Consider the following 26,986-nt stretch of genomic DNA (forward strand, 5'->3'; position numbering starts at 1 on the left):
GAGATGAATAATAATACTAAATTAAATATGCCCTACGTTTGGATGATCTGTTTAGTAGCCGCCTGCGGTGGCCTGTTATTCGGTTATGACTGGGTGGTAATCGGCGGGGCTAAGCCTTTCTATGAAGCCTATTTCCACATTACCGATCCGGCCGTTTCCGGCTGGGCGATGAGCTCGGCGCTGGTGGGGTGTGTGTTCGGTGCGGTTATTTCCGGCATGATTTCCGATCGCTTTGGCCGCCGGTTACCGTTATTGCTGGCGGCGGTGATGTTTACCGTTTCAGCATGGGGAACCGCTGCCGCCAGCAGTTTCGATATGTTTATTATTTATCGGATCGTCGGTGGCGTTGGTATTGGTCTGGCATCGGCACTGTCACCGGTTTATATCGCTGAAATCAGTCCGGCCGCCAAGCGCGGGCGGTTTGTTGCGGTTAACCAGTTAACCATCGTTATTGGCGTGCTGGCGGCTCAACTGATCAATTTGATGATCGCTGAGCCGGTGGCCAGTCAGGCAACTCAGATGGATATCCTTAATAGCTGGAACGGTCAGACCGGATGGCGCTACATGTTTGGTTCAGGCATTGTCCCGGCGGTGGCATTTCTTTTACTGATGTTTGTTGTACCAGAGTCTCCGCGCTGGCTGGTGAAAGCCGGTCGTTATGAGCAGGCAAAAAAGGTCCTTAAGCGCATTGGTGATGAAGCTTATGCTGCCGCTACTCTGGCTGAAATTCGCCAGTCTATCGGTTCAGAGAAGCAGAAAGTACCTATGTCTGAACTGCTGGACCCGAAAGTCAGGCCGATCGTTGTCATTGGTATCGTATTGGCGGTATTCCAACAGTGGTGCGGGATTAACGTAATCTTTAACTATGCTCAGGAGATTTTTGCCTCAGCCGGATTTGATATTAACGACACCTTGAAGTCGATTGTTGCCACCGGTTTAATCAATCTGATCTTTACTATTTTGGCTCTGCCGCTGGTTGACCGCTTAGGCCGCCGTAAGTTGATGCTGATAGGATCGTTAGGATTAACCGTTATCTATGCACTGATTGCCAGCGCCTATGCGTTCGGTATTTTGGGGCTGCCGGTGCTGATTCTGGTTTTGGCCGCTATCGCGATTTATGTCCTGACGCTGGCGCCGGTAACATGGGTGCTGCTGTCAGAGATCTTCCCTAATCGGGTTCGTGGTATGGCGATGGCAGTAGGGACTTTCTCGCTGTGGGTCGCCTGCTTCTTACTGACTTATACCTTCCCGCTACTGAATGCCAGCCTGGGCGCTTCAGGAAGTTTCTTGCTGTATGGCGTAATTTGTCTGATGGGCTTTATGTTTATTAAAGCTAAGGTGCCGGAGACTAAAGGCATCACGCTGGAAGCGCTGGAGACTTTGCTGGGCGGAAACCGAACCGTTGAGGTTAACGGGGTTGAAGAAGCGGAAGCTAAGTAGTCTGGCTGCATATTATAGACCCTCGACAAGATCCCTTTGCGGATCTTGTCGCATAAGTGGCTAATAAACCTGAAATACGGAGCACTACCGGGCATGAACGATATTATCGAACTCAGTCATTCATCTCTCACCCTGCAACTTCGCTTGCAGGGGGCTGCCGTTTTAGGGCTATACGACGGCCAACAAAGCAAACGGCCTTTACTGCGGCCTGCGCCGGGCTTTGATGCTCCTATCGGGGAGTGTGCGCTATTTCCCATGCTACCGCTGGCTAATCGAGTTGAGGGCAATAGCTTTACTCGCCAAGGGCACCGTTACAAGCTACCGGACAGCGTGATGGACGATCGCTTCTTCTTACACGGTGATGGCTGGCTCAAACCCTGGACGTTAGTCGAGCAGCAAGAATCAACGGTCTGTTTGGCTTTAGAGTCTTGTGTTGAGGGTCTGTATCACTATCAGGCCTATCTTCATTACGGGCTGATTGAAAACATATTTTATGCCACGCTTCAGTTAACCCATCTGGCTGAAACGCCTTTCCCATACGGTTTGGGCTTCCATCCGTTTCTGATGAAAACGCCGGCGGCCGAGTTGCAGTTTGAATGCGGTGGTTATTGGCCTGAGCGGGAGTTCCACTTACCGGGAAAATGGTGTTCTGAATTGCCGGATACTCTGGACTTCCAGCTACCGAAAAGCCCCGGCGATATCTGGATAAATAATGCTTTTTCTGACTGGCCGGGCTCGGTCAGCCTGCGCGATGAGATCTATGGTCATAGCCTGACAATGCACAGCGATGCTGACTATTTGATGGTTTATCAGCCAGCCGGTAAACAGGTCATGCCGTTTATCTGCCTGGAGCCGCAGACTCATCCGGTGAATGCGCATAATCATCCTCAGCTACCGGGGTTAAAACTATTACGCCGGGGCGAGAGCTGTACGCTGAATATGCAAATTGTCAGTGAGGTTTTGGCTAAATAAGGTTGGAGTAAAGCCAGTTTTTAACCGTGATGCCAGGCGATATCAGAAAATAGCGCTGTGCCGGGCATGGCGGACTGTTCGGATGAGTCATGGCAATCCAACCGGACTGAAGGGCGGGTAACCGATAATATTGCCGCAAGCCCCCTCGATGGCTGAGGGCTAAACGGCGAATCAGTTCACTGCCTTTGACTCGTTCATTTGACCTGATACAGGATAATAGCGATGTTTAAGTTCAATATCCTGCCCAGCTCACATTCTTGATGCAAATTTTTAGTTCTTAAACTCAATTCATAATCATATTTTTTGATTTAATAATCGACTCTATGACGTGAATCACCATTGTATCAACGCTAACTAATTGTAATTTTTCCAGCATCAAATTTTTTGTTGCAGCACTGTAAATCATTTAGCTGGTCGATTAAGTCATTGCTCCTATACTGGCTACAGAAATAGAAATACTCTCATTATCCCACTCCCTACAAGGGAATTAAGGAGCTTCAAAATGACACAACACACTTTCCGTGCTGAACCTTTTGCTCTGCCGTTTGATGTAAAAACGACTGCGCTGGTGATGATCGATATGCAGCGTGACTTTGTTGAACCGGGTGGTTTTGGCGAGGCTCTAGGTAATGATGTTTCTCTGGTGCGTACGGCAATTAAGCCCTGCGGCACAGTGTTAGACGCCGCACGTCAAAGCAAAATGTTAGTTATTCATACCCGAGAAGGGCATCGGGCTGATTTGTCCGATTGCCCGCCGGCGAAGTTAACCCGTGGTGGCCAGACGTTTATTGGCACTGATGGCCCGATGGGGCGTATTTTAGTGCGCGGTGAGGCCGGCCACGACATTATCCCCGAGCTCTATCCTGTTGCCGGTGAGCCGGTGATTGATAAGCCGGGTAAAGGCGCATTCTATCAAACTGACCTGCACCTGATTTTACAAAACCACGGTATTAAAACCCTGATCGTTTGTGGTGTAACCACCGAAGTGTGCGTAACGACGACCGTACGTGAGGCCAACGACCGTGGCTATGAGTGCATTATTCCTCAAGACTGCGTCGGCTCTTACTTCCCGGAATTCCAGAAGTATGCACTAGAGATGATTAAAGCTCAGGGCGCTATTTTTGGCTGGGTAAGTGATTCAGCCGCTATTGTCGATGGTCTAAAGTAATACCGGCGTCAGAGCGGGAGATATAACCATGATAGATACTACTAAGTTACCGGTACTTTCAGTCGGCTATTTGGTTAATTTTCCCGTTCAGGAAACCCATCGCTTTCAGGTGCATAGCTGCTTTGAACATGCGCTTAATCTGACAGCGGAAGACGGAAGCCTGCTGACGCTGTTAAGCCATCACTACCAAAATTTACCCGCGGCTATTCGGGTTAATGCGCCCGACGGTTGGAACTGGGGTCAGGTGAGCTGTCGTGACAAGACTGTGGTAGCGCATAACAACGGGCTATTTGGTGATGGTTGGTCCGTCGATTTAAATCATGCCGTTTACTGGCGACCGGAGCCTTTAAGGGCGAATGCTAATCATCAGGCCCTGTTACAGGCCCAGCGCCACTACCCGGCGCTGGTGAATCAGTTAGTCGCTTATTGTTTGAATAGCCAGATAACTAGCAGCCTTCAGCTATTACCTGAGTGGCCTACTACAGGGCGATTACCTATTTTGGCACTGAAAGACGATGGTCAGGCGCTGGAGTATCAGGTCTCTCAGCTAATCGGTTTTGGTCATGGCTTAACGCCGGACGGAGATGATTATTTGGTCGGCTATTTTGCCGCACTCTGGTCCTGGCAGCATTTGGCCGATGTTGCTGCTCATCTGGCTTTGCTAAGCCAAATTATCCACAGGCAACTGGGTAAAACCACCGATATTAGTCAGCACTATTTAACTCAGGCATTACAGGGACACTTCTCTGAGCCGGTTAGTCGACTGCTGGCAGCCGTTTTTAAGCGGGCATCAGCGGATGAGGTTTCATCTTCAGCCTATCAAGTAATGCAATTCGGCGCTTCTTCCGGAGTGGACTGTCTGGCCGGTTTATTACACGGATTACGTAGTCTGAAATCAATAAGTTAAGTAGCAAATAACCACTAATACATTCTGTATGTTAATCGCTTCCGTAGAGACGGCAGCGCATCAACATAGCCATAACTTTGCCTGAAGAAAGTGAACAGGCATCTGAAACACAGGTAATAACGATGAGCGTTAAACATAAAGTTTTTGCCAATCTCTATCAGGATTCGGTTTCCCTGATGCAGATATCAGCCCAAATCAGCAAATTGCCGGGCATTGAGCAAGCGTCTGTAGTGATGGGGACTGACAATAATCTGATCCAACTGCGTGATGCGGGATTAGACAACGGCTGTCAGGCCGGCCCGAACGATTTAATTATTGCTGTCCGGGGCGATGACGCGGCCTGTGATGAAGCATTAACCATGGCAGAACAGCGACTGAACAGTAAGCCGGAAGAGAGCGTGGGAGACGGTATCAAGCGGCCAACCTTAGTCAGTCTGGATATGGCACTGGAAACTGAAGCCGGTTCAAATCTGGCATTGATTTCTGTGCCCGGCGACTATGCCGCAGCAGAAGCGATTAAGTCGCTGCAGTTGGGTATGAACGTGATGCTGTTCAGCGATAACGTCAGCCTCGAACACGAAAAACAGATCAAAATGCTGGCCCGTGACAAACACCTGTTGGTGATGGGCCCTGACTGCGGAACCGCCATTATTAACGGTATGCCGTTGGGTTTTGCCAACGTGGTTAAACGCGGTGCTATTGGCGTGGTTGCCGCGTCCGGCACGGGTTTACAAGAGGTTAGCTGTCGAATCGACCAGCTTGGCGCCGGTATTTCTCAGGCACTGGGTACCGGTGGTCACGATTTACATGAAGAGATCGGCGGTATTTCAATGCTGTTTGGTCTGGATGCGCTGGCTAATGATGCTGAGACTCAGGTAATAGTTCTGATCTCTAAGCCACCGGCCCGCCCGGTTGCAGAACAAATTCTTAAACGCGCTCAGGCCTGTGGTAAGCCGGTTGTGGTCAACTTCCTCGGTGCGCAGGCTGACGAAGTCGGCCTGCCGGGCATTACGCCTGCGGGTACGCTGGCGGATGCTGCTGAAATCGCGGTGGCATTGCTCAATAAGCGCACATTGCCGGAGTCTGTGGCGGTCATCGCCGATCAAGACCAAGCGATGCTGGCTGAAAGCAGCATGAAGTTAGACGCTCAACGCCAAGAGATTCGTGGCGTATTTGCCGGCGGAACTTTCTGTTATGAAAGCCAACTGATTTGCCGCCAGCAGGGCTTCGCTGCCTGTTCAAATACGCCCGTGGCCGGTAATACCAAGCTGGCTGATATCTGGCATAGTCAGGGCAATACGCTGGTGGATATGGGGGACGACGATTTTACCAACGGTCGCCCGCATCCGATGATTGACCCGACGCTACGTAATCAACGTATTTATCAAGAACTCATCGATGTTAAAACCGCCGTGGTGCTGTTTGATTTAGTGCTGGGCTATGGCGCTTCGGCTGAACCGGCCACTGAACTGGTTGAGCTATTAAATCAGGTTCGGGCTCAGGCCGGAGCTAAAGGGTTACCTCTGCTGATTGCCCACGTCTGCGGTACTGAAGCCGATCCTCAGGTCAGATCTCGCCAGATTGAAGCGCTGTGTCAGGCCGGCGTTTTAGTGGCCGGTTGTAATGCTCAGGCAGCCCTGTGGGCCAGCCACGTTGCTCACCTTCAGGCTAACAAATAACGGAGTCCATGATGAACGAACTATTTAGTCAACCGCTGAAAGTGATTAACGCCGGTCTGGCCAGCTTTGCCGATAACTTAAAACAGGCAGGCGGTGATGTGATTAACCTAAGTTGGCAGCCACCGGCGCTGGGTAATGTCAAAGCGGGTTTGGATTTAGCCTGGTTAATGCGCCACCCACTGGTCGAGCAGGCCAATCAACAGGCATTCCAACAATATCTCAGTGCTCAGCCGGTATTAACCGACGTGATGTTAGCGCGTGAAGCCATTGCTGAAATGGCTCAGCGTAAGTTGATTCTACATTCAGGACCGCCGATTGCGTGGCCGGATATGTGTGGCCCGGTTAAAGGAGCCATCATCGGCGCCATCCTGTTTGAAGGATGGGCGACCAGCCACCAAGCGGCAGAGAAACTGATAACAGACGGCAAGATAGATCTTGAACCTTGTCACCACTATCAGGCAGTCGGGCCGATGGCCGGTATTATCAGCCCGTCGATGCCGCTGTGGGTGATTGAAAATAAAAATAACGGTCGCCGCTCTTTCTGTAACTTCAACGAAGGCTTAGGCAAAGTTCTGCGTTTTGGTGCTAATAACGATGAAGTGCTTAATCGTCTGCACTGGATGGCCGATGAGCTGGCACCGGCACTGAAAAAAGCGGTACAGGTTCTGGGTGAGCTGGAGCTCAAACCGTTGATGGCTCAGGCGCTACATATGGGCGATGAAGTCCATAACCGTAATGCAGCGGCGACCGGGCTGCTGATTAAACGCCTGATCCCGGCGCTGTTGGACAGCGGTTTACCGCTCGACCAGCTTCAGCGGGTTATGGCATTTCTTGTCAGTAATGACCACTTCTTCCTTAATTTATCGATGGCAGCCTGTAAGTCGATGATGGACGCTGCGGCTAACGTGCCGTTCAGTTCGATGGTGACCGTTATGGCGCGTAACGGCGTGAACTTCGGTATCCGCCTGTCAGGTACCGGCGACCAGTGGTTCCAGGCTCCGGCCAACCCAATTGATGGTCTGTTCTTCCCGGGCTATAGCGTAGACGATGCCACCGCTGACTTGGGCGATAGCGCGATTACTGAAACCGCAGGGGTAGGAGGATTTGCCATGGCGTCTTCTCCGGCCATTGTGAAGTTTGTTGGCGGAACGCCGGCGGACGCCACCAATAATAGCCGCCGTATGCAGGCAATCACCTTAGGCGGAAATCCGGCCTTCACTTTACCCGCATTGAACTTTGCACCAACGGCTGCCGGTATTGATGCACGCAAAGTGGTCGACCGCGGCATTCTGCCGATTATCAATACCGGTATTGCCCATAAGATGGCTGGCGTAGGTCAGATTGGTGCAGGAATTACTACCGCACCGATGCCGGGCTTTGTTGAAGCCATTATGGCGCTGGCCGAAAAGGTCAGAGAGCATGATCAGAAAAACGGTAGGAAAGCATCATGACTAAACCTTTAGCGATAGTGGCCGTCGGCGGCAATGCCCTGATCCTTGACGATCGGCACAACAGTATTCCGGATCAGTATCAGTCGGTAATCGAAAGCGTTCAGCATATTGCTGAAATGATTGAAGCCGGCTGGGACCTCGTCATTACTCATGGCAATGGCCCTCAGGTTGGCTTTATTTTACGCCGCTCTGAAATGTCGCAAACGGAAGTCGCTCCGGTACCTTTGGACTACGCGGTGGGTGATACCCAAGGGGCGATTGGCTATATGTTCCAGAAGGCACTGAACAACGAGCTTCAGCGTCGGGGGATCAATAAGCCGGTAGTGGCAATAGTTACTCAAACCCTAGTCAATTCTGAAGATCCTGCCTTTGGTCAGCCGACAAAACCGATCGGCGCCTTTTTCGATTTAGAGACTGCCCAGCAGCGTCAGCAAGAGTTGGGCTGGACCATGATGGAAGATGCGGGCCGCGGCTGGCGCCGTACCGTAGCCTCACCTCAACCATTAGAAATTATTGAGCACGGTGTTATCGCCAGTTTGCTGGCTCAGGGGTGTGTGGTTATAGCCTGCGGCGGCGGTGGTATTCCGGTTATCCGTCATGCAGATAAACAGCTGAGCGGCGTTGAAGCAGTCATCGATAAAGATCTGGCTTCCGCACTGTTGGCGGAACAGCTGGGAGCAGACCTGCTGTTGATCCCGACCGGCGTAGAGCAGGTGGCGGTTAATTTCGGCCAGCCGGATCAGCGCTGGTTAAGCAACTTAACCATGGATGAAGCGCAGGCGTTGATTGATCAGAACCAGTTTGGTGCCGGCAGTATGTTGCCGAAAGTCGAAGCCATTATGCGTTTTATTGCCCATAACCAGAAACAGGGCAAAGCCAGTAGCGGTTTGATTACCAGCCCGGAGGCGATTAAGCGGGCGTTGGCGCATAAAACCGGGACGTGGATATCGTCGTAATTTGAAGCGCTGTTCTTCAGAAAATTACTGACTAAATGGCCAATTGAATATTTGCGTAGATTTCGTCCGCAATAAAGGCGCCGGAATATTCACTTTTTCTGGCGGCGAAGGGCGATGTTTATGAGATTAGTGAGCGTCAGGGCTAGGATTACAGGCTACAGGAAGTAGCCTGTAATCCTCTCCTTTCGTTCGAATTTTTAGACCAACAAATTCAGCGGTGACCTTGCGAGGATCATCGCTAACTAAATCATGACTTAACAGGAGATTTATTATGGCAGCAACAACGCTGTTAGCCGTTAACGGAACGCTGATGCGCGGTCTGGAACTTAACCCAAATATGCTAAAAGCCGGTGGCGTGTTTGTGCGTGAAGATAAAACCGATGCTCATTACCGTATATGGACGATTAACGATCGTCATCCGGGCATGATTCGGGTGACTGAAGGCGGAACGTCCGTTGCGCTGGAGATCTGGCAACTACCGATGGCTTCTTTTGCCGATCTGCTTGCCAGCGAACCTGCCGGGCTGGCGATTGGTAAGGTTAAACTACAGGACGGTAGTGAAGTGCTGGGCGTTCTGGCAGAACCTTGGTTAGTTGAAGGCCAGAAAGAGATCACCGACTTAGGCTGCTGGCGTAAATATACCGGCCATTATCAACTAAGCTGAGCACAACGACACGAAGGAATATCGTATGCGTAAGACTAATGAAAATTTGGACACGGCTTCTGGCTATCGTATTGCCATGATCATGCTGGGTATTGCCGTTACGCCCGTACTGCTTTCGTCATCCAGTTTAGGTAACCAGCTGTCTGGCCCTGAATTAATTAAAGTCGTGGGTATTGGCGGATTTATTCTGGCCATTATTGCTTCTATTACTATCTGTGTCGGTGAAAAAGCCCGTTTACCGACCTACGGTATTGTTAAATATCCGTTTGGTGAGCAGGGCGCAGTGGCGATCAATATCCTGATGGCTATCAGCCTGTTCGGCTGGATTGCGGTAACGGCCAATATGTTCGGCCATTCGGTTCATGATTTGCTGGCTCCCTATATTGACCTGCCGGTTCCTTTGCTGGTGGCATTGGGCTGCGTGATTTTTGTTTGTTCTACCGCATTCGGCTTTGCCGTTTTAGGTAAGGTGGCCCAGTTTGCCGTTCCGGTTATTGCCTTTATGCTTTGCTATATTTTATACGTTGCGACTCACGGCGAGCCTATTGTTGTTGAGACGCTAAGCAGTATGAATACCGGCGTCGCAATCTCATCGGTGGTGGGGACCATTATTGTTCTGGTCGCTACCTTGCCTGATTTTGGCAGCTTTGTGCATAACCGTAAGCATGCGCTGATAGCTTCAGTTCTGACGTTCTTTGTGATTTATCCGCTGCTTTATTGGGCGGGCGCTATGCCAAGTGCATTAACCGGTCAAGGCTCTCTGTTAGGAGCGATGGCGATGTTTGGTGCGGTATTACCGGCTGCGCTGTTACTAATTTTTGCTACCGTCACCGGCAACGCCGGCAATATGTTCCAAGGTACTCTGGTAGTTTCTACTCTGTTAGCGCGTTTTCCTAAGTGGCAGATTACCATTGCGCTGGGCGTTTTAGCGGCGATTGTCGGTAGTATGGATATTATGGCGTGGTTTATTCCATTCCTATTATTCTTAGGTATTGCAACACCGCCGGTGGCCGGTATCTATATTGCTGACTTCTTTATGTATCGCCGCGGCGGATATGATGAAGCATTGCTGGCCAGTGAACCAAAAGTAAAAGTGCTGACGTTCGTGGCCTGGATTATTGGTTCTCTGGTCGGGTTTATGACGGTCAACGGCGTATTTACCTTAACCACTATCCCTTCGGTAGATTCGATTCTAGTGGCCTGTATTTGTTATATGGTGCTGAGCCGGGTTGGCGGCGCTAAGAAGGTTACTGCCTAGGTGGTGGCTGGGTTTATTATTTATAATGGATACCTAATAAGCCTAAATTCACATTTAAACTTAAATATTCGTCATCCCCGTGAAAACGGGGATTCAGGTTTTAGCTAACAAGCTAACTCTCGGCCTAAGGACTAGACTCCGTTTTTCAACGGTGTGACGAAGAAGTTTCCTCCACCCTCGCCATCCTCGCGAAAGCGAGGATCCAGGTTTTATAGCTGACAAGCTAACTCCCGGCCTAAGGACTGGACCCCGTTTTTCAACGGTGTGACGAAGATGTTTCTCCCGTTCTCGTCATCCTCGCGAAAGCGAGGATCCAGATTTTAGCTAACAAGCTAACTCTCGGCCTAAGGACTGGACTCCGTTTTTCAACGGGGTGACGAAGAAGTTTCCTCCGCCCTCGTCATCCTCGCGAAAGCGTGGATCCAGGTTTTAGCTAACAAGCTAACTCTCGACTTAAGGACTGGGCCCCGTTTTTCAACGGTGTGACGACAGGGTTCCTTTCTCCGTCATCCTCGCGCAGCGAATCATCCGGATTTTGGCTAACTAACCACACTTAGCTTAATATGGTGCAATCCACGACTAAATCGACATAAGCGTTAAGCATTACGGGTTCAATAGGGAGCGCAACTACCTTGATTAAGCATCCATCGCCTGAAGTAAATAACAATATTTCCGATAATCCGACCATTAGCGGTTTTCCATCCATTCTCTTAGGGCAACTTCAGATTAGTGCCGAAGATGCGAAGGCGAACGGTGCAATATCAGCGCGCAGTATTACCGTGTTCGGGGCTAAGGTTGATACCGGACAAATGTGGAATAACATAAAACTCTTTCGCAATGAGCTACTGGTGGTTGACGACACGGGAAGCACGCGAACAGAATATCAACTTGCTCAACATAATAACTGTGTTTACAGCGTGCCCAACGATCAAGTCTGCGAAGAAATGGGCGATATGTTTGATATCGGTAAAATTCGCTGCTTACGCCGGCCGCCTAAATGGAAACATGCTGACGCCAGTATCCCCATGCTCGGTGGTGATACCCTGTTGTTCCTTGGACAGTTCTATGCCGCTAAGTCAAAACTGATGAACCAATATTTTGGTAGCGGCCAAAGCATTTATCTATTTACCTTGGCAAGCGGTGATACTCTAAAATTCCAAGCGTTTATGCAGGATACCAGCGAGCAAACGGCTGAAGATCATTATCGTTTGGAAGAGCAGATGATGGCGTTCGATAGCCACTACAAGCACATTGATGAGGTAGAAATCTTAATAAAAGCAGGAGACAAGTACCTTCATCAGTATATTGCAGAACATAAACGTAGCGGTAAGGAGATACTGACCGTTCTGCTTCAATACGCGAAAACAAAAAGTCTTAAACAGCAGATACTCAAGCGCTTGGCGCTGGCCTAACCTTAACAATATAGATAAGCCAACATCGCCTAATTATATCGATGCTGGCTTATTTCAAGGAGCCAGCGGCTCCCTATATTATATTCACTATCTTGCCGGTTAGCTCGGAACAGCCACACCAGACTCAGAAATATGAGAGAATGTAAAACCACTGGTACCTATTGCGGGTACATTCTAAATAAAGAGCGGCGACGATGGATAGTCTGGGAATGTATATCATTATATTTGTCTACCTTGTGATCCCAGGATTGGTGGTTGGATCGGCATTATTGTTTGCCGCTTTGTGGATGAGAGGGAAGGCGATTGGCAAGCGGATGACGCTGATTAACGCCACGCTGCTAGTTGTCACTATGCTCGTCATAGCGGTTTATCGCTGGTTGGGTGTATTAGGTGTTTTTGTTCTTTTTGACGAATTTTTAGTTTATCTTGCCTGGGCCGCGGCCGCGGCATTGTTCTTGGCTTTTATTCTGGTTAATTTGTTGCCTGGCAGAGCCTATATCTTTAATCATCTTGTCACCGCGCTATTATTTGCCTTTGCCCTGAATTATTTTGTTGATCCTCCGATGGCATTTATCTCTGATAGTTTTAAATATCAAGAAAATAGAAATTCTTGGGATATTTATCACGCCGAAGGATTAAGCGCATTTGATGCGCAGTTTAAAGGTAAAACCCAGCAGGAAAAATATTCTCTGTATTCAGTTGCCATAATGGATAAAACTGCGCCTAAAGAGATCTATAGCTATTTTATTGGGCAACTGGGCAGCCCATTAAAGGACGATCAAGGGTCGTTGGATTATGTAGCGCATAAAAGTAATTATTATCAAATCCCTTTTTTTGATGCGATTCATCAAAAAAATCTCACCGCCTTACAGGTGTTTATTGATGAGTTTAAAACGGCTTCGCCAGAAGAACTTAAACATTATCAGGATATTGTCTATGCCGCGCCACCCTCATGGCTAGGGCTGGAAGAGACGTTTGCCAGAAAGGGAAATCCGCTTTACCAAAAACCCCGTGAGTCTGACGACGACCTCAAACTAGCGGACTTAATCCTCTCGGCATTCCCTCTGTTGGCACTAACTAAAGAAGATAAGCGGCCAATTATTGATATCACTATTGAAAATGCCGATCTTCGTGCGATGCAACTGTTCGCCAAATATTCTCAACCGAGCGGTGAGACACTGACCGCCGCGAGTTATGTGCTGGCAGGAGAAACGGATAGGTTAGTCAAACTACTAAAAACACAGCCTTCATTACTTAATCATCAAATGACGATTGGTAAACTTTATCCGGGAGGCACGAATCTACTGTCTTATATTGTGATGTTTGGTAACCAGAATACCCTACAGGCAGTGTTGCCGATGATTAACTGGCAAGATGAAAATCTCTATTACAGTAGAGGGTATAGTTTGATTTTGGCCCACGCCGCAGGCCGTGTCGCCGGAGTGTTACGCGGCGGCTCTGACGAAAAAAGCGAAGATGCCGTCTCGGCTTTCGCGCTGTTTCTCAATAAATTACTGGAAGAAAAAATAACCGTAAGCGATGAGCAACTCTGGAATATTGTGACCAATGATTTTTATATCAATAATGGCCGTGATAAGGGCAACGTGTTTAATCGCGAAGCGATAAAAACCATCTGTGACTCCAGCGTAGGGGCACAATTTTTAACTTATGTTAACCATTTAGATAAAAATTATACCAATGAACGGATAAAACTGAGCGTGGCTGAAATCACTAAAGTGTGTGGTGGGTAGCTTAGGGTAGAAACTGAATCCGAGAGAAAGGATTCGGGGAGTATTCAGGTATCAGGGTTGTTAGCAATATAGGGAGCCAGCGGCTCCCTATATTATTTTCACTATCTTGCCGGTTAGCTCGGAACAGCTTCACTGGCAGCATCCCTCGGCACCGAACACCAATTATTCCCCTGATTGATCCCGCCGTTCGGTGAGGTATACCCAAGGCAGCCGAGGATCGAGTCGAACAGCTCAACGTGGCGAAGTGTGGCACCGCTGCGTTGTTTAGCCCGCAGCTGCTCAAATGACTGCTCCCGCTCGGGCTGTGCTAAAAACTTATCTGATGCCCATACCATAACCGGTACGCGGAACTGCTCTGGCGGAGCCATTTCTCTTGGCGTTGCGTGGAAATGGCTATTTTCATCAATCGACTCGCCGTGGTCGGCAGAGTAGATCACTAGCGCATTCTTATCGCGCAGCTGGTCGATAACGCTGTCAATAAAGCTATCGGTATACAGCACGCTGTTATCGAACGAGTTAACTAGCTGGGCTTTACTGCATGAGTCATCGATACCCATGCATTCTGGCGTGTAAGGACCAAAACCGGACGGATAGCGCTGAGAGTAGAGGTAGTGAGAACCTTTGGTGTGCAGGATGACTAAGTGTTTCCCCTGCGGGTGGTTTTTTAATGAGTTATCCAGCTCATTGACTAATAACATGTCATCAACCGGTTTACCGTCGTTGCGTTTTTCTGAGGCGATGGTTTCACGGAATGCATATTGGTCGGCATTGGTATTATTGTAAAACCAGATCTCACTCTGCATCGCAAACAGCTCAGAGCTGAACCCCAAAGAAGACATCACCGAGAAGACATTCTGTTCTTTCAGAGTGCGCTGTGGGTTATCTTTGGTTCCGCCTTCACGCACAAACATACAGCGTAAAGAGAGCTTAGTTGCCGTATCGCAAGAGGTGCCTTTAAACATCAGCAGGTTTTTTTCTTTGGCCATTTTAGGCGTAGTTTCCCGCTCATATCCCAACATCCCCATATGATCCCAACGGGTGGTCTCGCCGATAATAAACACTACATAGGTTTGATCTATATCCGCCGGTGCAACGTAGGTGAACTGTTTCGCCGGGTCAAACAGGTCTCGCGTATCCTGACTTTCATCGATTTGTGTATAGGTAAATAATCCGAGGGCGGCCAGCCAGTTTGACGGTAAATAGGAGTGGGCGACTACGCCACCGTAGCTTGGCATATCAGTATTGGTCAGCTTTTCATTCACCGTCTGCTCTGCATCTTGCATGCGTAACGGCAGCCAAACCAGCAGGCCTGCGATAACCATAATCACCACGGAAGAGATGCGATGGCCGGGCTTTTTTAATTGCTCAATCAGCGTATTGCGCAGCGAGCTGCTCCAGATAAGCAACAACGGGATCATACTGATAGCGGCAACCCACAGGCCAAATTTAAAGCCGATTGATTCGACACTCAGGTCTATATCTGTGGTCATGACGGAAAGGATGATGCCGTAGCCGATAACTACGTTAAAGAACACCATATAGTAGCTGGCGGCGACGGAGATAATCACGAACAGGCTGGCTACAACACGGAAAAATAGTCGGCCGCCAAGAGACAGCAGGCGCATAACGAAGAAGGTAAATAAGATAATAACGACAACTTCTGTCAGGGCTTCTAGTTGTTTTTCGACATCAAGTTGTAGGGTAAAACGACGGTAGAATACGGATAGGTTGAGGAAAATGCCAATATAGAGGGCCAACAGCAATGAGAGATTTTGCTGCGATAACGCCTTTAGTTTATTCATAAATGTTGAATCATGTATTTATCGCTTTATAGCGTAACGAGTAGCGGTGGTGTGAGAGTGTAACAAGTTATCTGAGAGTTCTCAGAGAAAAATATTAATAATCACAATGAGTTGCAACGCTTTCTGTGGGTTTTAAGCCGGAATTTCACGGAGGTTGATGATAGTTAGTCATAAATTCATATCATTGATATTCAGGAATGAAAAAACTGCTTACAACTGACGCATTGTTCTGACATCGAGTTGCATCTCAGGTTCAACTACTCCATCATCTTTGGGCGTATTTATCTTATTGCTTGTATAACCGTTATCGGGAATCCACTATGTTTATCTCTGATGAAACTATCCGAATTGTCCGCCTGGTTGCTGAGTATCAGAGTATTACCACGGCGGCAGAACAGATTAACAAAGTCCCCTCAGCGATTAGCTATACGGTTAAAAAACTGGAAGAAACCTTTGGCGTAGAGCTGTTTATTCGCAAAGGCAGATATATTGAACTGACGCCGGCGGGCGAATATTTTATTCACCACAGTAAAACCATTCTTGACGATCTGGACGCGCTAAAGCGCAATACGGCACTGGTGTATGAAGGGGTTGAACGCGAGCTTACCGTCGCGGTAAATAATATTGTGGCACCGGCCGCATTGGTCGAGTTTATTGCGGCATTCGATCGGGCTTTTCCTTCGACCCAGCTCAAAGTCAATACGGAAGTGTATAACGGCTGCTGGGATGCGCTGTACAGTAAGCGGGCTGATTTAGCTATCGGTGCGCCCCATTCGGTTCCCAGCACTGAAGGCATTATCAGTGAGCCGATAGGTCAGATTGATTGGGATTTTGTCGTTAGCCCCGAACATCCGCTGGCAGTTCAGATGCAGCCGTTACAGAACTCAGAATTAAGAAAGTATTCGGCGATTTGCATTCGCGATACGTCGGTGAATTTTATTGGTCAGCAAGCGTGGCTACTGGAAGGGCAGAAACCGATTTTTGTACCGGATTTTCATACGGCGGTTGAGCTGATCCGACGCAGTGTCGGTATTAGCTATATTCCTCACCATCTTAGCCAGCCGTTATTAAATGACGGTAAGCTGGTCAAAAAACCGATGCAGGAACACAAACACGCTACTCAAATGTTTTTAGCCTATCGTTCAGATGGAATGGGAAAGGTTCGTCAGTGGGCCGTTGAATATTTACTGCAACCCGAGTTTAAAGCCCGCCTTAGCGGATTGGCGTGATAATTAATCCCGATGCTGAAGTATTGTTCTTAGCAGGTAACGGTTTTAGCTAACAAATTTGCGCTTGGTTAAGGGTAGGATGATTCGCGACAGTGCCTGTCATTAATATTGTGATTTTGGCTCAATAACGATCTTGGGGCTATGGTTTAGGGATAACGGCATAAATAGGCTAGAGCATAATGCCTACCTATGCCGTGCACTCATTACCGCGCTAACCAACCACCATCAACGGCAATCGTATAACCATTAATATAATCAGATGCCGGTGAGGCTAAGAATACTGCCGGCCCCATCAGGTCTTCAGGTAATCCCCAACGACCCGCAGGAATACGCTCTACGATCGACTGATTGCGATCCTGATCTTCCCGTATTTGCTGAGTGTTATTGGTTGCCATATAGCCCGGTGCGATAGCATTAACGTTGATACCGTGTTTAGCCCACTCGTTTGCCAGCAGGCGGGTTACGCCCATAACGGCACTCTTAGACGCGGTATAAGAAGGTACGCGAATGCCGCCTTGATAAGAGAGCATTGAGGCGATATTAATAATCTTCCCGCCTTTGCCTTGCTTAAGAAACTGACGGGCAACGGCCTGAGACATAAAGAACACGGTTTTGATGTTGATATTCATCACATCGTCCCAGTTCTTTTCAGTGAAATCGATAGCATCTTCACGGCGGATAATACCGGCGTTGTTAACCAGAATATCAATCTGGCCAAACTCAGCTACCGCTTTTTCCAGCAAGGACGGAATACATTCAATGCTGCTTAAATCCGCAGTCAGGCTTAAAAAACGACGGCCCAATGCTTCTACTTTATTAATGGTATCCGTTGGGGCGGTGATGTTAACACCAACAATATCACAGCCGGCCTGAGCCAGGCCAACAGCCATACCCTGACCTAAGCCGGTATCACAACCGGTGACCAACGCAACTTTACCTTTCAAATTAAAGGAATCTAAAATCATGACAATAATCTCCCTGCTGAACCGCCTTTCAACGGTTCATTTTGATATAAAAGCGGCCGGTATTATTACCGGCCGATAAGAGATGGACTTACTAGCGAATATCTTTGATCTTCACGTGATCCATATCATCATAGGTTTGGTTTTCACCAATCATGCCCCAGATGAAGGTATAGTTTTTGGTGCCCACGCCGGAGTGTATTGACCAGCTTGGTGAAAGAACGGCCTGCTCGTTATGTATCAGAATATGGCGGGTTTCTTGTGGCTGACCCATCATATGGAATACGGCATTTTCTTCATCAATATTGAAGTAGAAATAGGCTTCCATACGGCGCTCATGAGTGTGAGTCGGCATGGTGTTCCATAAGCTGCCTTCGGCCAGTTTGGTTAAGCCCATGCTTAACTGGCAGGTTTCTACCACTTCTGGAATCAGATATTTGTTAATGGTGCGTAGGTTGCTGGTTTCAGCGCTACCCACGGTCATTGGGGTCACATCCGCACGGGTAATCAGCTTGGTCGGATAAGCCATATGTGCCGGCGCGCTGTTATAGTAGAACTTAGCTGGTTTAGCCGCATCAGCACTGCTGAAACTCACTTCTTTCGCGCCTTTACCAATGTAGATAGCTTCTTCGTTACCGATCTCATAACGCTTACCATCAACCGTAATGATGCCTGCGCCACCGATATTGATGGCGCCGAATTCGCGACGCTCAAGGAAGTAGCTCACGCCTAACTGTTTGCCGACTTCGGTTCCGATAGCGACCGACTTACTGACCGGCATAATGCCACCGACGATAATACGGTCGATATGGCTATAGGTCATGGTGTATTGATCCGCTTCGAAGATTTTTTCAATCAGGAATTCGCGACGGAGTTCTGTGGTGTCCAGTCTTTTAGCGTGCTCGCTGTGAATGCTTTGACGAACTTCCATAGTAGAACCTCTTTTAAATATGAATAACAGGGATTATGTATGCCACTGCTGCCATCGCAGTATGATGTTTAGGGTATAAAATCCACTGGTTTTGTCAGGAATAATATCCTTTGATTATAGCCGCCTCCCAACGGGAAAGGCGGCTAAATTTTCTACGTATACGGTGTTACCGACCGTAGGAATATCTTATTGTGGAAGCTTGTAAGCCTGACGGGCTAACAGTTTCCACTCACCGGCCTTGTCTTTCTTCATCACCAGCATTACGCCGATTCTGACTTCGCCCGGCTTGCCGCTGTCGTTGGTTTTTGCTTCCATAATGTGACGGATAATAGCAACGTCACCATCAACCTGAACCGTTTGATCTTTCAGATCTAAAGTCACAAAGGTCGATTTTCCGGTCACAATGGCGTCAACAAATTCGGCATTGTTTTCGATTCTGCCGCTGGAATGGCCATAGCTTAGGGCCGGTGAGCCTACTTTTTCCAGTTCAGCTTTTTTAGCGCTAACCATTGCCTGACGCATGCTTTCAACGGCGTCGGTGACGGCTTTAGTCTCTGCGCTTTGAGCAAAACAGGTTCCGCTTAGTAATAGGGAAAACAGTGCTGCACCTAATAATTTTTTCATCTTAATATCCTAATATTAAAGTTTATTAATTACGTTATTTGAGCCGGACAATACGCTTGTTAGCTATACCTGTTCACTTCCGGAATTTGGTGCAGCTTCAGCCGGCTGTGGATAGCGGGCTTTCATTCGCTTTGACCACATGGCCGTAATAATTGGCACTAATACCGAGGTCACGATGACCGAGGTTGCGACTAAGGCGGTGGCCGCAGGAGCAACAGGTTTAAACTGAGGCAGCATTTCAGCAATCAGCACCGGGGTTGCCACTGCGGCACCGGCTGTACTGGAGGCGGCAATACCGGCGGTACCGTTTCCTCCTCCTATAAACTTATCGGTCAGCATCAGAGGAATACCGGTTACAACGATAACGGCCAGACCCAGCAGAATGCCTAACAGACCCGTTTCAAGGATAACGCCCAGATTGATGGTGTTACCCAGAGCAAAGGCGAAGAACGGGATCAGGGTGTGAATAGCTCTACTGAAAAATTCACGCAGGTCAGGGTCAAGGTTGCCGAGAATAAAGCCGATAATGAACGGCAGAACAGCACCGATAAACGCCTGTGGTTCAAACGAAGCGATACCGGCAGTGCCTAAGATAATCATGGTCATTAACGGACCTGATTCAACCGACATCAGAACGAATGCACCGGCTTCTTCTTTGGTACCGTATTGCTGCATGATGGAGGCATATAGTCCGCCGTTAGTCATATCCATCGCGGCAACTAAAGCCAGCGTTGACATACCGGCAAAGAAGCCGATTTCTACGCCGTGTTCAGGAATAAATTGTGACGCAATGGCGGCAACAACCCAAGCAACGGCGATTTTGGTGATAACCAGCGTACCGGATTTACGTAATACCGTACCGGTCGCGCTTAGCTGAATTGACGCGCCCATACAGAAGAACCACACGGCTAAAATGGGAACGGTGCCGGTAATCAATCCGTTGGTGAATGAGCCAAAATATTTACCTGCACCAGGAGATAAGGTATGACATAGCGCCCCCAAAAATAGAGGTACTAGCATCATCCCGCCGGGGATTCTGTCTATGGCCTGTTTAATTTTCATATAATTCCCACCTAAATTGAATATTTGCTTTAGGCCACTCTTCAAATGAGTATTTGAAGAGCGCCGATTATTTTTAATGAAAGTAATTACTTAATAAAATTAACTACGGTCATCATGATTACTGTTATTTTTCAGGTCGTTCATAATTCATTTAAAACAAATCTAATGGGTTCAAGTGGTTATTTATGGCTGTCATGGAAAATAATGAAGTCATAAATGCGAATTCTCCTACTCTCTATTTATTATTTTCAGTCAAGAGGGGCTAGCTCCTTCTGATCGCGTTGGTTTTCAATTAAAAGCGAATCACGCCTTTTAATAGTTCTTTATTTTTTACTACAGTATTTTCGTAATCCCCTAAGTCCTGAAAAGAGAACTCATGGCTCTTCATCATGTTTTCGTCGATCAGTCCTTTTTGCAGTAGCTCAATGACTTTTTCGAAATCTTTACGGGTTGCATTACGGCTGCCGAACAGCGTGGTTTCACGCTTATGGAACTCAGGATCGTTAATGTTGAGTTCACCGATAAACAGCCCGACAAACACCAGCTTGCCGGTATGGCGCAGCAGGGTGACCGCTTTATTCATCGAGGCGGCGTTGCCGGTGGCATCAATCACGGTTTTTGCCATCTGGCCGTTAAACTGCGCCATTAACCGTTGATTAAAATCGTCAGCCAGTGGATCGGCCGTTGGCAGGGCAAGCACTTTTTCAATGTGTTGGCGACGTGAAGCTTGAGTGTCGGCCACTACCACGTTGGCACCGTAGGCTTTCGCTATAGCAGCAATACCGATACCGATAGGGCCTGCACCAATCACCAGCACATCTTCATTGGCCTGAACCCCCCCCCGAGCGACTGCATGCGCGGCGATGGCGAAAGGTTCGATCAGCGCAGCAGCGCTGTCAGAGACTTCATCAGGAACCCGAACCACGTTTTTTTCCGGTGTGGTCAGGTACTCGCGGAATCCGCCGTCCTGATGTACGCCGAACAGTGATACTTTCTCACAGCAGTTAGTGCTGCCTTGCTGGCAGGCATGACAGGTATAGCAAGGTACACAAGGAATAACGGCTACACGTTGGCCGACTTTCATCGTGCTATTCGGGTCAGCGACGTCAACCACTTCGGCGCAGATTTCGTGCCCCAGAATTCTTGGATAACTAAAGAACGGCTGCTTGCCGGAGTAAGCATGAATATCCGTACCGCAAATCCCGACGGTTTTAACCTTGAGTAACAGCTCACCCTCTGCCGGAGTCGGTATTGGCATCGTGACATATTCAAATTTAAACGGTTCATGCAAAACTAGCGCTTTCATAATGATGTCCTTGGTCTTAATTTAAAATCAGAGGCTCAGGCTCGCGACGGCCGCAGCGGTGCCTTTTGTCATAATTTGACGGTAGCTATCGGTTATTGCCGCAATCACTGCCGGATTAGTGGCCAGGTCTTGAGGGAATATGTCTCGGCATGACAGTAACGCCAGAACCTTTTGTTCCGGGGTTTCTGCTCCGGATAAGGTTTGGCTCAGGCTGCTAAATAACGGGTCGTTAACCTGATAGCTCTGATTGTTTTCATCATTTCCGCTCAGATAGCGTAGCCATCCGGCAATGGCCATCGCCTGGCAAGGGAAAGGTTTGCCCATGGCAATCAGCTTGCGCATTGGTTCCAGAATACGTTGAGGTAATTTTTGTGAGCCATCGCAGGCAATTTGGGCGGTCTGATGTTTAACTTCTTTATTCGCAAAACGATGAATCAGCGTTTGGGCGTAAGCCTCTAAATCTACATCGCCGCCGATGGTTAATGTCGGCGCCTGCTCTTGTAACATCAGCTTAAGCGTTGCGCGCTTAAACGCCGGGTCTTCCATGCATTGATATATGTAGGTATATCCGGCCAGAAAGCCCAGATAGGCCAGAAACGAGTGGGAGCCGTTGAGCATTCTCAGCTTCATCTCTTCGAAAGGTACAACGTCTTTTACTAACTGAGGGCCAACATTTTCCCATTCCGGGCGACCGGCAATAAAGTTGTCTTCAATAACCCACTGTCTGAAAGGCTCGCAGACAATCGCACAGTCATCAGCAACGCCTAATTTATGGCTGACCAATTCAAGGGCCGCCGGCGTCATTGCCGGAACAATTCGGTCTACCATGGTGCTTGGGAAGGTAATGTTAGAGCGAATCCACTGGGCCAGTTGAGGATCCTGTCGGTCACAGAATTCCAGCAGGGCTCTGCCGATGACTTGGCCATTTTCAGGAATATTATCGCAGGACAGCACTGTCACCGGGGTTAACCCACGCTGTTGACGAAGTTTAAATCCTGCAGCCAGCACGCCAAGCGCCGAAATCGGCTGCTCCGGGTGGTTGAGGTCATGAATAATTGCGCTGTTATTCCAGTCCAGAGCACCGTTACCGGATTGGACGCAGTAACCTTTTTCGGTAATGGTCAGCGAAATAATAGCAACTTGGGGTTCAGCCAGCTTTTCGAGTACCGCGTTAAGTCCGTCCAGTTCCGGGTGGAGGGTGGCGTGAATAGAACCGATATTCTTCCAGCTCTGACTTTCACTGTCCTGCTCCAGAACCGTATAGCGGTGATCCTGCTCTCTCAGGCTTTTAATCAGCTGTTCTCCGCCAACCAGATTGATGGCGCAAATGCCCCAGTCAGAAGGTGCCTGATTTAAAAGTTCATGGTGATAGACAGCCTGATGCCCGCGGTGAAACGCGCCAAGACCCAGATGAACGATACGGCTTTTTAGTGCCTTACGGTCATAATTCGGGACTTGAACATCATCAGCAAGCTGAGTGCTATTTGACGTAATAGACATTATTATTCCTTGTAAATAATATCATTTTCTAATCACTTCGCTTTATTCAGGGTGAGGTAATGAGCACCTTAAATAAAAGCGAAGTGGTATTAACTAAATAATTTTATTATCTGTAATTAACGTTTAACTAGTTTCAATCTCGATTGATTTTCACTTTTAATTAAAATTAATTTTATTTCAGATAATCGATTTTTATTTTTACTACGGCTTTCTTAACCTGTTGCTCTTTATCTGCTGCACATAATGGGCGATGAAGTTCATAAGGATAGAAAACAACAAAGTCACCCGGATTAAGTGAAACAAATTGTTCATTCGGAATATCTTTATAAAAAGCGATATCTTTATCAGCCAGATAGTCTTGGTCTGCGGCATCATGAGTCAGTTCAATACCGTAGCCAATCACCTCTTTACCGGACAGCAGAATCTGAACGTCGAGATATTTTTGATGAATTTCAGCTAAACGCTTCTCATGAGGTTCAGTCATCGGGCTGGAAATCAGTACGAAAGCAGAATCACCGTCGATATTATGGCGGCCATCAGCCGGATTTGAGGCAGTAATGGCCAAAGCTTTACCGATCAATTCTTTCATTTGAGCTGATAAGTAAACGGTTTCTTGGTAGTCATTAACGTTGGTAACGATCATGATTATCTCCTTATGCCTGAGCCATTGCGTTTTTGGTTAATGACTCATAAACGCTTTTTGCTACAGGTACACCACTGGTTTTGCTGCGCTGAGCGTTAAGCATTTCTGGTTCGCCCGGCACCATCACTCTTTCAAAACCCGGCTGTGGTTTAGACGCATGTAACTCACCGGACATTTGTTTCATCAGCAATTTAAATACTTCAATACCGCCAAAGAACTCCGGATTGATCACGATGATCATACTGACCAAGTTACGCATTTTGTCGTACTCATCGTACATACGGGTAATGTGCGGGCCATATTTAGCGCCCATCAACACACCGGTCAGGGCATCAATGGCTAATGCAATACAGTAACCTTTAGCACCGGCACCAAAAGGCAGCAGGGCGGCAAACTTCGTCGGGTCAGTAATGGCGTTACCTTCAGCATCAACGGCCCAGTTATCAGGAATTTCCAGATTATTTTCGCGTGCGTGCAGGATCTTACCGAAGGCTGCGTTTGAGGTTGCCATATCAACAATCACCGGCTCGCTGTCTGCCGACGGGAATGAGAACGAAATCGGGTTAGTTCCGAAGAATGGTTCAGCGCCGCCGTAAGGAACTACGCACTTATCGGTCTGAGTCATGGCGATAGCTACCATGTCATTTTTTGCGGCCATCTCGGTGTAATAAGACAGAGCGCCGCAGTGTGACGTTTTATTCACCATCACCATCGAAATACCCTGAGTTTTTGCGGTTTCAATCGCATGCTCGGTGGCTTTCTTACAGGCAACGTGGCCCATGCCATTATCACTGTCCATAATGGTGATCACCGGAGTTCGTTGGTCTAAAGTGATATTCGCATTCGGATTTAAACCCCCAGCCGCCAGACGCTTGCAGTAGTGCTCAACGCGCATTACTCCGTGAGAATGAATTCCTCTTGAATCAGCGTGAACTAAGACATCTGCCACGATCTCTGCAGATTCGACGGGCAGTCCACCAGCGACTAACTGCTCAGTTGCCAGTGCCTTAAGCGTATCCGCCTGAACCAGAATGTTACTCATAAATCCTCCATTGACCCAGATAAGGTATTTTCGATTACTATTTTTTAAGTCTGTTTTGATGGCTGCATGCTAGCGAATTAATGTGCCTGTTAACTGTGATCCATGTCATACATATTACTTTTATTTCTAAAAATGTGATTTAAATGAAACGATGTTTTGATTTGATTTAAGTATAAAATCGTTATTTATCATGAAAATAAGTAATTTCGATCACATTAACCTTGTCTTTAATCTGGATTTATTTATTATTAAGTTATACAAGATAGTTCTTTTTTTAACCTAAGGGGGTGTTGCATGTATCCTGAAATATTGGCATTTGGTGAACCAATGTATGAATTCTCTAAGCTTAAGCAGGTTACGGGCGACGGAGATTTTAAAAGTGGTTTTGGCGGCGATGTTTCTAACTTTGCCATTAGCGCGGCGCGGCAGGGGGCTAAAGTCGGCATGCTATGTCATCTGGGTGATGACATGTTTGCTAAAGAATTTATTAGCCTGTGGCAGAGCGAAGGGGTTAGTACCGAGAATGTAGTGATTAATCCGGCGGCTTTTACCGCAGTCTATTTTATTACTTATGACAGTCAGGGCCACCACTTTGACTTTATGCGCAAGGGCTCTGCGGCCAGTTTGATCACCCCGGCTCAGCTACCAGAGGCGGCGATTGCCGGCGCTAAATTACTTCACGTAAGTGGAATTACCCATGCCATTAGCGCGTCTTCTTCTGATGCGGTATTTGCTGCCATTGAGATAGCTAAAAACAACCAAACGCTGGTTTCTTTTGATACTAACCTACGGCTGAAGCTATGGTCGAAAGCCAGAGCGCGGGCGACAATTGATGCAACGGTCGGCATGTCTGATATTTGTTTTCCAAGTGTCGATGAGGCCACATTATTGACCGGTATTAGTGAACCACAGGCAATTATTGATTATTATTTGAAGCTGGGTGCCAAGCTGGTGGTGCTGAAATTAGGCGCTGAAGGTGCGATTGCCGCAACGGAATCGGAACGTATTCAGATGGCGGGGAACAGGGTTGAACTGGTTGATGCCACCGGTGCCGGCGATACATTTGCCGGCGCTTTCTGCCATAACTATCTGGCAGGTAAAGAGATAAAATACTGTCTGCAATACGCCAATATGGCCGCCGCATTAAGCGTTATGGGTTATGGTGCGGTAAGCCCGATCCCGCGAGCCGCTCAGGTTATTGAACGAATGGCTTAGCCATCGATCTCTGCGGTACGGGATAGACAAGAATTAAACTTATCTTGCGCATGGAAGCGGTATCCAGTACCCGCTTCCATAAGAGATTATTATCATGTTAGACAAGGATATTGGGCACGTTAGACAGTATGGTAGTATTGTCATCTTTACGATGAGATAGGGCAAGGACCCGACTCTTTGACTTCGGAAAATACGCTACTGGACAATTGTGTTAGTTGCCACCGATGTTGATTAGAGTCCGCTTGGGTATACCATGAAAACTAATTTAAAAAGCTCAAAAAAATACCTTTATGATGAACTGCTTGGCACATTAGCGACCATGATCCTTAAGGGGGAATATCCGATTGGTTCTCAGCTGCCAAAAGAGCAGGAACTTTGTCTGGAATATGGCCTCTCCCGAACGTCCGTTCGTGAAGCACTCCACAGTTTGCGTAATATGGGGTTAGTTATTTCTCGTCCGAAAGCCGGTACTTTTGTTGCCGACCGTCTACAGTGGAAAATACTGGACTCGTTATTATTAGACATAGCCGATGAAGCAGGTATTGAACTGTTTAAAATCAGTGAGCTGGAGCGTTTTCGCCGCGTGATCGAGCCGAGCGTTGCCGCGATGGCGGCAGAAAGTGCCGATGCTGATGATATTAAGCGAATGGAAGAAGCGGTCGCCATTATGAAGGCCAACTGTGAGATCCATCAGACAGAAATTTATAACGAAGCCGATTTAGCATTTCACTATGCGCTGATTCATGCCACGCATAATGTGATCTTTATTCAACTCGCGCCAACCATGCACGCCGCGGTTAATAGCTCGATTCAGATAACCTGCCCGTTAGATGAACCGGAAGAACGCTACAAGTCGGCAGAAACCCACGCCCAGTTGATAGATGCTATCCGACTGCGCGACGCTGAACTTTGTCGCTATATCTCAACTCAGATGATTTTTAACTCTTCTCAGCGGGCTCTTAGCTTAGAGAAAGAGGGCCGCAGCTGGCCAATCTCCGCGATATAATAAATA

General features: G+C 48.0%; 23 protein-coding genes and 1 pseudogene. 14 read left to right on the forward strand and 10 right to left on the reverse strand.

The window, feature by feature from the left end; genetic code table 11:
• Positions 1 to 3: 3 nt before the first annotated feature.
• The gene (locus YWE_RS0111350; RefSeq protein ID WP_029094640.1) at positions 4 to 1,440 is read left to right on the forward strand and encodes a sugar porter family MFS transporter; all 1,437 of its coding nucleotides are present in this window, start codon (positions 4 to 6) and stop codon (positions 1,438 to 1,440) included.
• 93 nt (positions 1,441 to 1,533) lie between these two features.
• Entirely contained in the window at positions 1,534 to 2,412 is an 879-nt protein-coding gene (locus YWE_RS0111355) for an aldose 1-epimerase (RefSeq protein ID WP_029094641.1), read from the forward strand.
• Here the strand turns inward: YWE_RS0111355 and YWE_RS31895 are convergent.
• Positions 2,405 to 2,623 (reverse strand): annotated as a pseudogene (locus tag YWE_RS31895) (Fic family protein); the annotation flags it as partial. The gene YWE_RS0111355 and the pseudogene YWE_RS31895 sit on opposite strands and share 8 nt — an antisense overlap.
• Positions 2,624 to 2,914: 291 nt before the next feature.
• On the opposite strand from YWE_RS31895, the gene YWE_RS0111365 reads away from it, so the two are divergent.
• The 9 genes from YWE_RS0111365 (at position 2,915) to YWE_RS0111405 (ending at position 13,658) form a co-directional block, all read left to right on the forward strand.
• A complete protein-coding gene (locus tag YWE_RS0111365) occupies positions 2,915 to 3,580 on the forward strand; it encodes a cysteine hydrolase family protein (RefSeq protein WP_029094642.1) in 666 nt (221 codons plus the stop codon).
• 28 nt (positions 3,581 to 3,608) lie between these two features.
• Positions 3,609 to 4,487, forward strand: coding sequence for an oxamate carbamoyltransferase subunit AllH family protein (locus tag YWE_RS0111370; RefSeq protein ID WP_029094643.1), 879 nt, complete (start codon positions 3,609 to 3,611; stop codon positions 4,485 to 4,487).
• A gap of 122 nt (positions 4,488 to 4,609) precedes the next feature.
• The gene (gene fdrA / locus YWE_RS0111375) at positions 4,610 to 6,166 is read left to right on the forward strand and encodes an acyl-CoA synthetase FdrA (RefSeq protein WP_029094644.1); all 1,557 of its coding nucleotides are present in this window, start codon (positions 4,610 to 4,612) and stop codon (positions 6,164 to 6,166) included.
• A gap of 11 nt (positions 6,167 to 6,177) precedes the next feature.
• A complete protein-coding gene (locus YWE_RS0111380) occupies positions 6,178 to 7,617 on the forward strand; it encodes a YlbE family protein (RefSeq protein WP_029094645.1) in 1,440 nt (479 codons plus the stop codon).
• Positions 7,614 to 8,573 (forward strand): carbamate kinase, encoded by a 960-nt coding sequence (gene arcC, locus YWE_RS0111385; protein ID WP_029094646.1) that lies wholly within the window; start codon positions 7,614 to 7,616, stop codon positions 8,571 to 8,573. Before YWE_RS0111380 ends, arcC begins: the two co-directional genes overlap by 4 nt.
• A 271-nt stretch (positions 8,574 to 8,844) precedes the next feature.
• The gene (locus YWE_RS0111390) at positions 8,845 to 9,237 is read left to right on the forward strand and encodes an allophanate hydrolase-related protein (protein ID WP_036015798.1); all 393 of its coding nucleotides are present in this window, start codon (positions 8,845 to 8,847) and stop codon (positions 9,235 to 9,237) included.
• 25 nt (positions 9,238 to 9,262) lie between these two features.
• Positions 9,263 to 10,495, forward strand: a complete 1,233-nt coding sequence (locus YWE_RS0111395) for a cytosine permease (RefSeq protein ID WP_029094648.1) — start codon at positions 9,263 to 9,265, stop codon at positions 10,493 to 10,495.
• A 632-nt stretch (positions 10,496 to 11,127) separates the two neighbouring features.
• On the forward strand, positions 11,128 to 11,907 hold the full coding sequence (locus YWE_RS0111400) for a hypothetical protein (RefSeq protein WP_029094649.1): 780 nt from the start codon (positions 11,128 to 11,130) through the stop codon (positions 11,905 to 11,907).
• Between the two features lie 209 nt (positions 11,908 to 12,116).
• Positions 12,117 to 13,658 carry a hypothetical protein gene (locus tag YWE_RS0111405; RefSeq protein WP_127526433.1) on the forward strand — a complete coding sequence of 514 codons (1,542 nt, stop codon included), beginning with the start codon at positions 12,117 to 12,119 and terminating at the stop codon, positions 13,656 to 13,658.
• A 113-nt stretch (positions 13,659 to 13,771) separates the two neighbouring features.
• On the opposite strand, the gene eptB is transcribed toward YWE_RS0111405, so the two are convergent.
• Positions 13,772 to 15,460: a kdo(2)-lipid A phosphoethanolamine 7''-transferase gene (eptB, locus tag YWE_RS0111410; RefSeq protein WP_029094651.1), complete on the reverse strand. Its 1,689-nt coding sequence runs from the start codon at positions 15,458 to 15,460 to the stop codon at positions 13,772 to 13,774.
• A gap of 320 nt (positions 15,461 to 15,780) precedes the next feature.
• Here eptB and YWE_RS0111415 point away from each other — a divergent pair, with 320 nt between their 5' ends.
• Positions 15,781 to 16,689, forward strand: a complete 909-nt coding sequence (locus tag YWE_RS0111415) for a LysR substrate-binding domain-containing protein (protein WP_029094652.1) — start codon at positions 15,781 to 15,783, stop codon at positions 16,687 to 16,689.
• 203 nt (positions 16,690 to 16,892) lie between these two features.
• Here the strand turns inward: YWE_RS0111415 and kduD are convergent, their stop codons facing one another.
• From kduD to allD, 8 genes are all read right to left on the reverse strand, one after another.
• Complete coding sequence (gene kduD, locus YWE_RS0111420; RefSeq protein WP_029094653.1) at positions 16,893 to 17,654, reverse strand: 2-dehydro-3-deoxy-D-gluconate 5-dehydrogenase KduD; 762 nt, start codon at positions 17,652 to 17,654, stop codon at positions 16,893 to 16,895.
• Positions 17,655 to 17,745: 91 nt separating this feature from the next.
• Entirely contained in the window at positions 17,746 to 18,582 is an 837-nt protein-coding gene (gene kduI / locus YWE_RS0111430; RefSeq protein WP_029094654.1) for a 5-dehydro-4-deoxy-D-glucuronate isomerase, read from the reverse strand.
• Between the two features lie 186 nt (positions 18,583 to 18,768).
• Entirely contained in the window at positions 18,769 to 19,206 is a 438-nt protein-coding gene (locus tag YWE_RS0111435; protein WP_029094655.1) for a nuclear transport factor 2 family protein, read from the reverse strand.
• Positions 19,207 to 19,269: 63 nt separating this feature from the next.
• Positions 19,270 to 20,268, reverse strand: a complete 999-nt coding sequence (gene kdgT, locus YWE_RS27115) for a 2-keto-3-deoxygluconate transporter (protein WP_051323302.1) — start codon at positions 20,266 to 20,268, stop codon at positions 19,270 to 19,272.
• A gap of 292 nt (positions 20,269 to 20,560) precedes the next feature.
• A complete protein-coding gene (locus tag YWE_RS0111445; protein ID WP_029094656.1) occupies positions 20,561 to 21,574 on the reverse strand; it encodes a zinc-binding alcohol dehydrogenase family protein in 1,014 nt (337 codons plus the stop codon).
• Positions 21,575 to 21,601: 27 nt separating this feature from the next.
• Positions 21,602 to 23,074 (reverse strand): mannitol dehydrogenase family protein, encoded by a 1,473-nt coding sequence (locus YWE_RS0111450; protein WP_029094657.1) that lies wholly within the window; start codon positions 23,072 to 23,074, stop codon positions 21,602 to 21,604.
• A 172-nt stretch (positions 23,075 to 23,246) separates the two neighbouring features.
• Positions 23,247 to 23,717: a NanQ anomerase/TabA/YiaL family protein gene (locus YWE_RS0111455; RefSeq protein ID WP_029094658.1), complete on the reverse strand. Its 471-nt coding sequence runs from the start codon at positions 23,715 to 23,717 to the stop codon at positions 23,247 to 23,249.
• A 10-nt stretch (positions 23,718 to 23,727) separates the two neighbouring features.
• Positions 23,728 to 24,759 (reverse strand): ureidoglycolate dehydrogenase, encoded by a 1,032-nt coding sequence (allD, locus tag YWE_RS0111460; protein ID WP_029094659.1) that lies wholly within the window; start codon positions 24,757 to 24,759, stop codon positions 23,728 to 23,730.
• A 294-nt stretch (positions 24,760 to 25,053) separates the two neighbouring features.
• Here allD and YWE_RS0111465 point away from each other — a divergent pair, with 294 nt between their 5' ends.
• On the forward strand, positions 25,054 to 25,974 hold the full coding sequence (locus tag YWE_RS0111465; RefSeq protein WP_029094660.1) for a sugar kinase: 921 nt from the start codon (positions 25,054 to 25,056) through the stop codon (positions 25,972 to 25,974).
• Between the two features lie 253 nt (positions 25,975 to 26,227).
• Positions 26,228 to 26,980: a FadR/GntR family transcriptional regulator gene (locus YWE_RS0111470; RefSeq protein WP_029094661.1), complete on the forward strand. Its 753-nt coding sequence runs from the start codon at positions 26,228 to 26,230 to the stop codon at positions 26,978 to 26,980.
• The last annotated feature ends 6 nt before the right edge of the window (positions 26,981 to 26,986 follow it).

The sequence above is a fragment of the Budvicia aquatica DSM 5075 = ATCC 35567 genome (assembly GCF_000427805.1).
GTDB classification, from domain to species: Bacteria; Pseudomonadota; Gammaproteobacteria; order Enterobacterales; family Enterobacteriaceae; genus Budvicia; species Budvicia aquatica.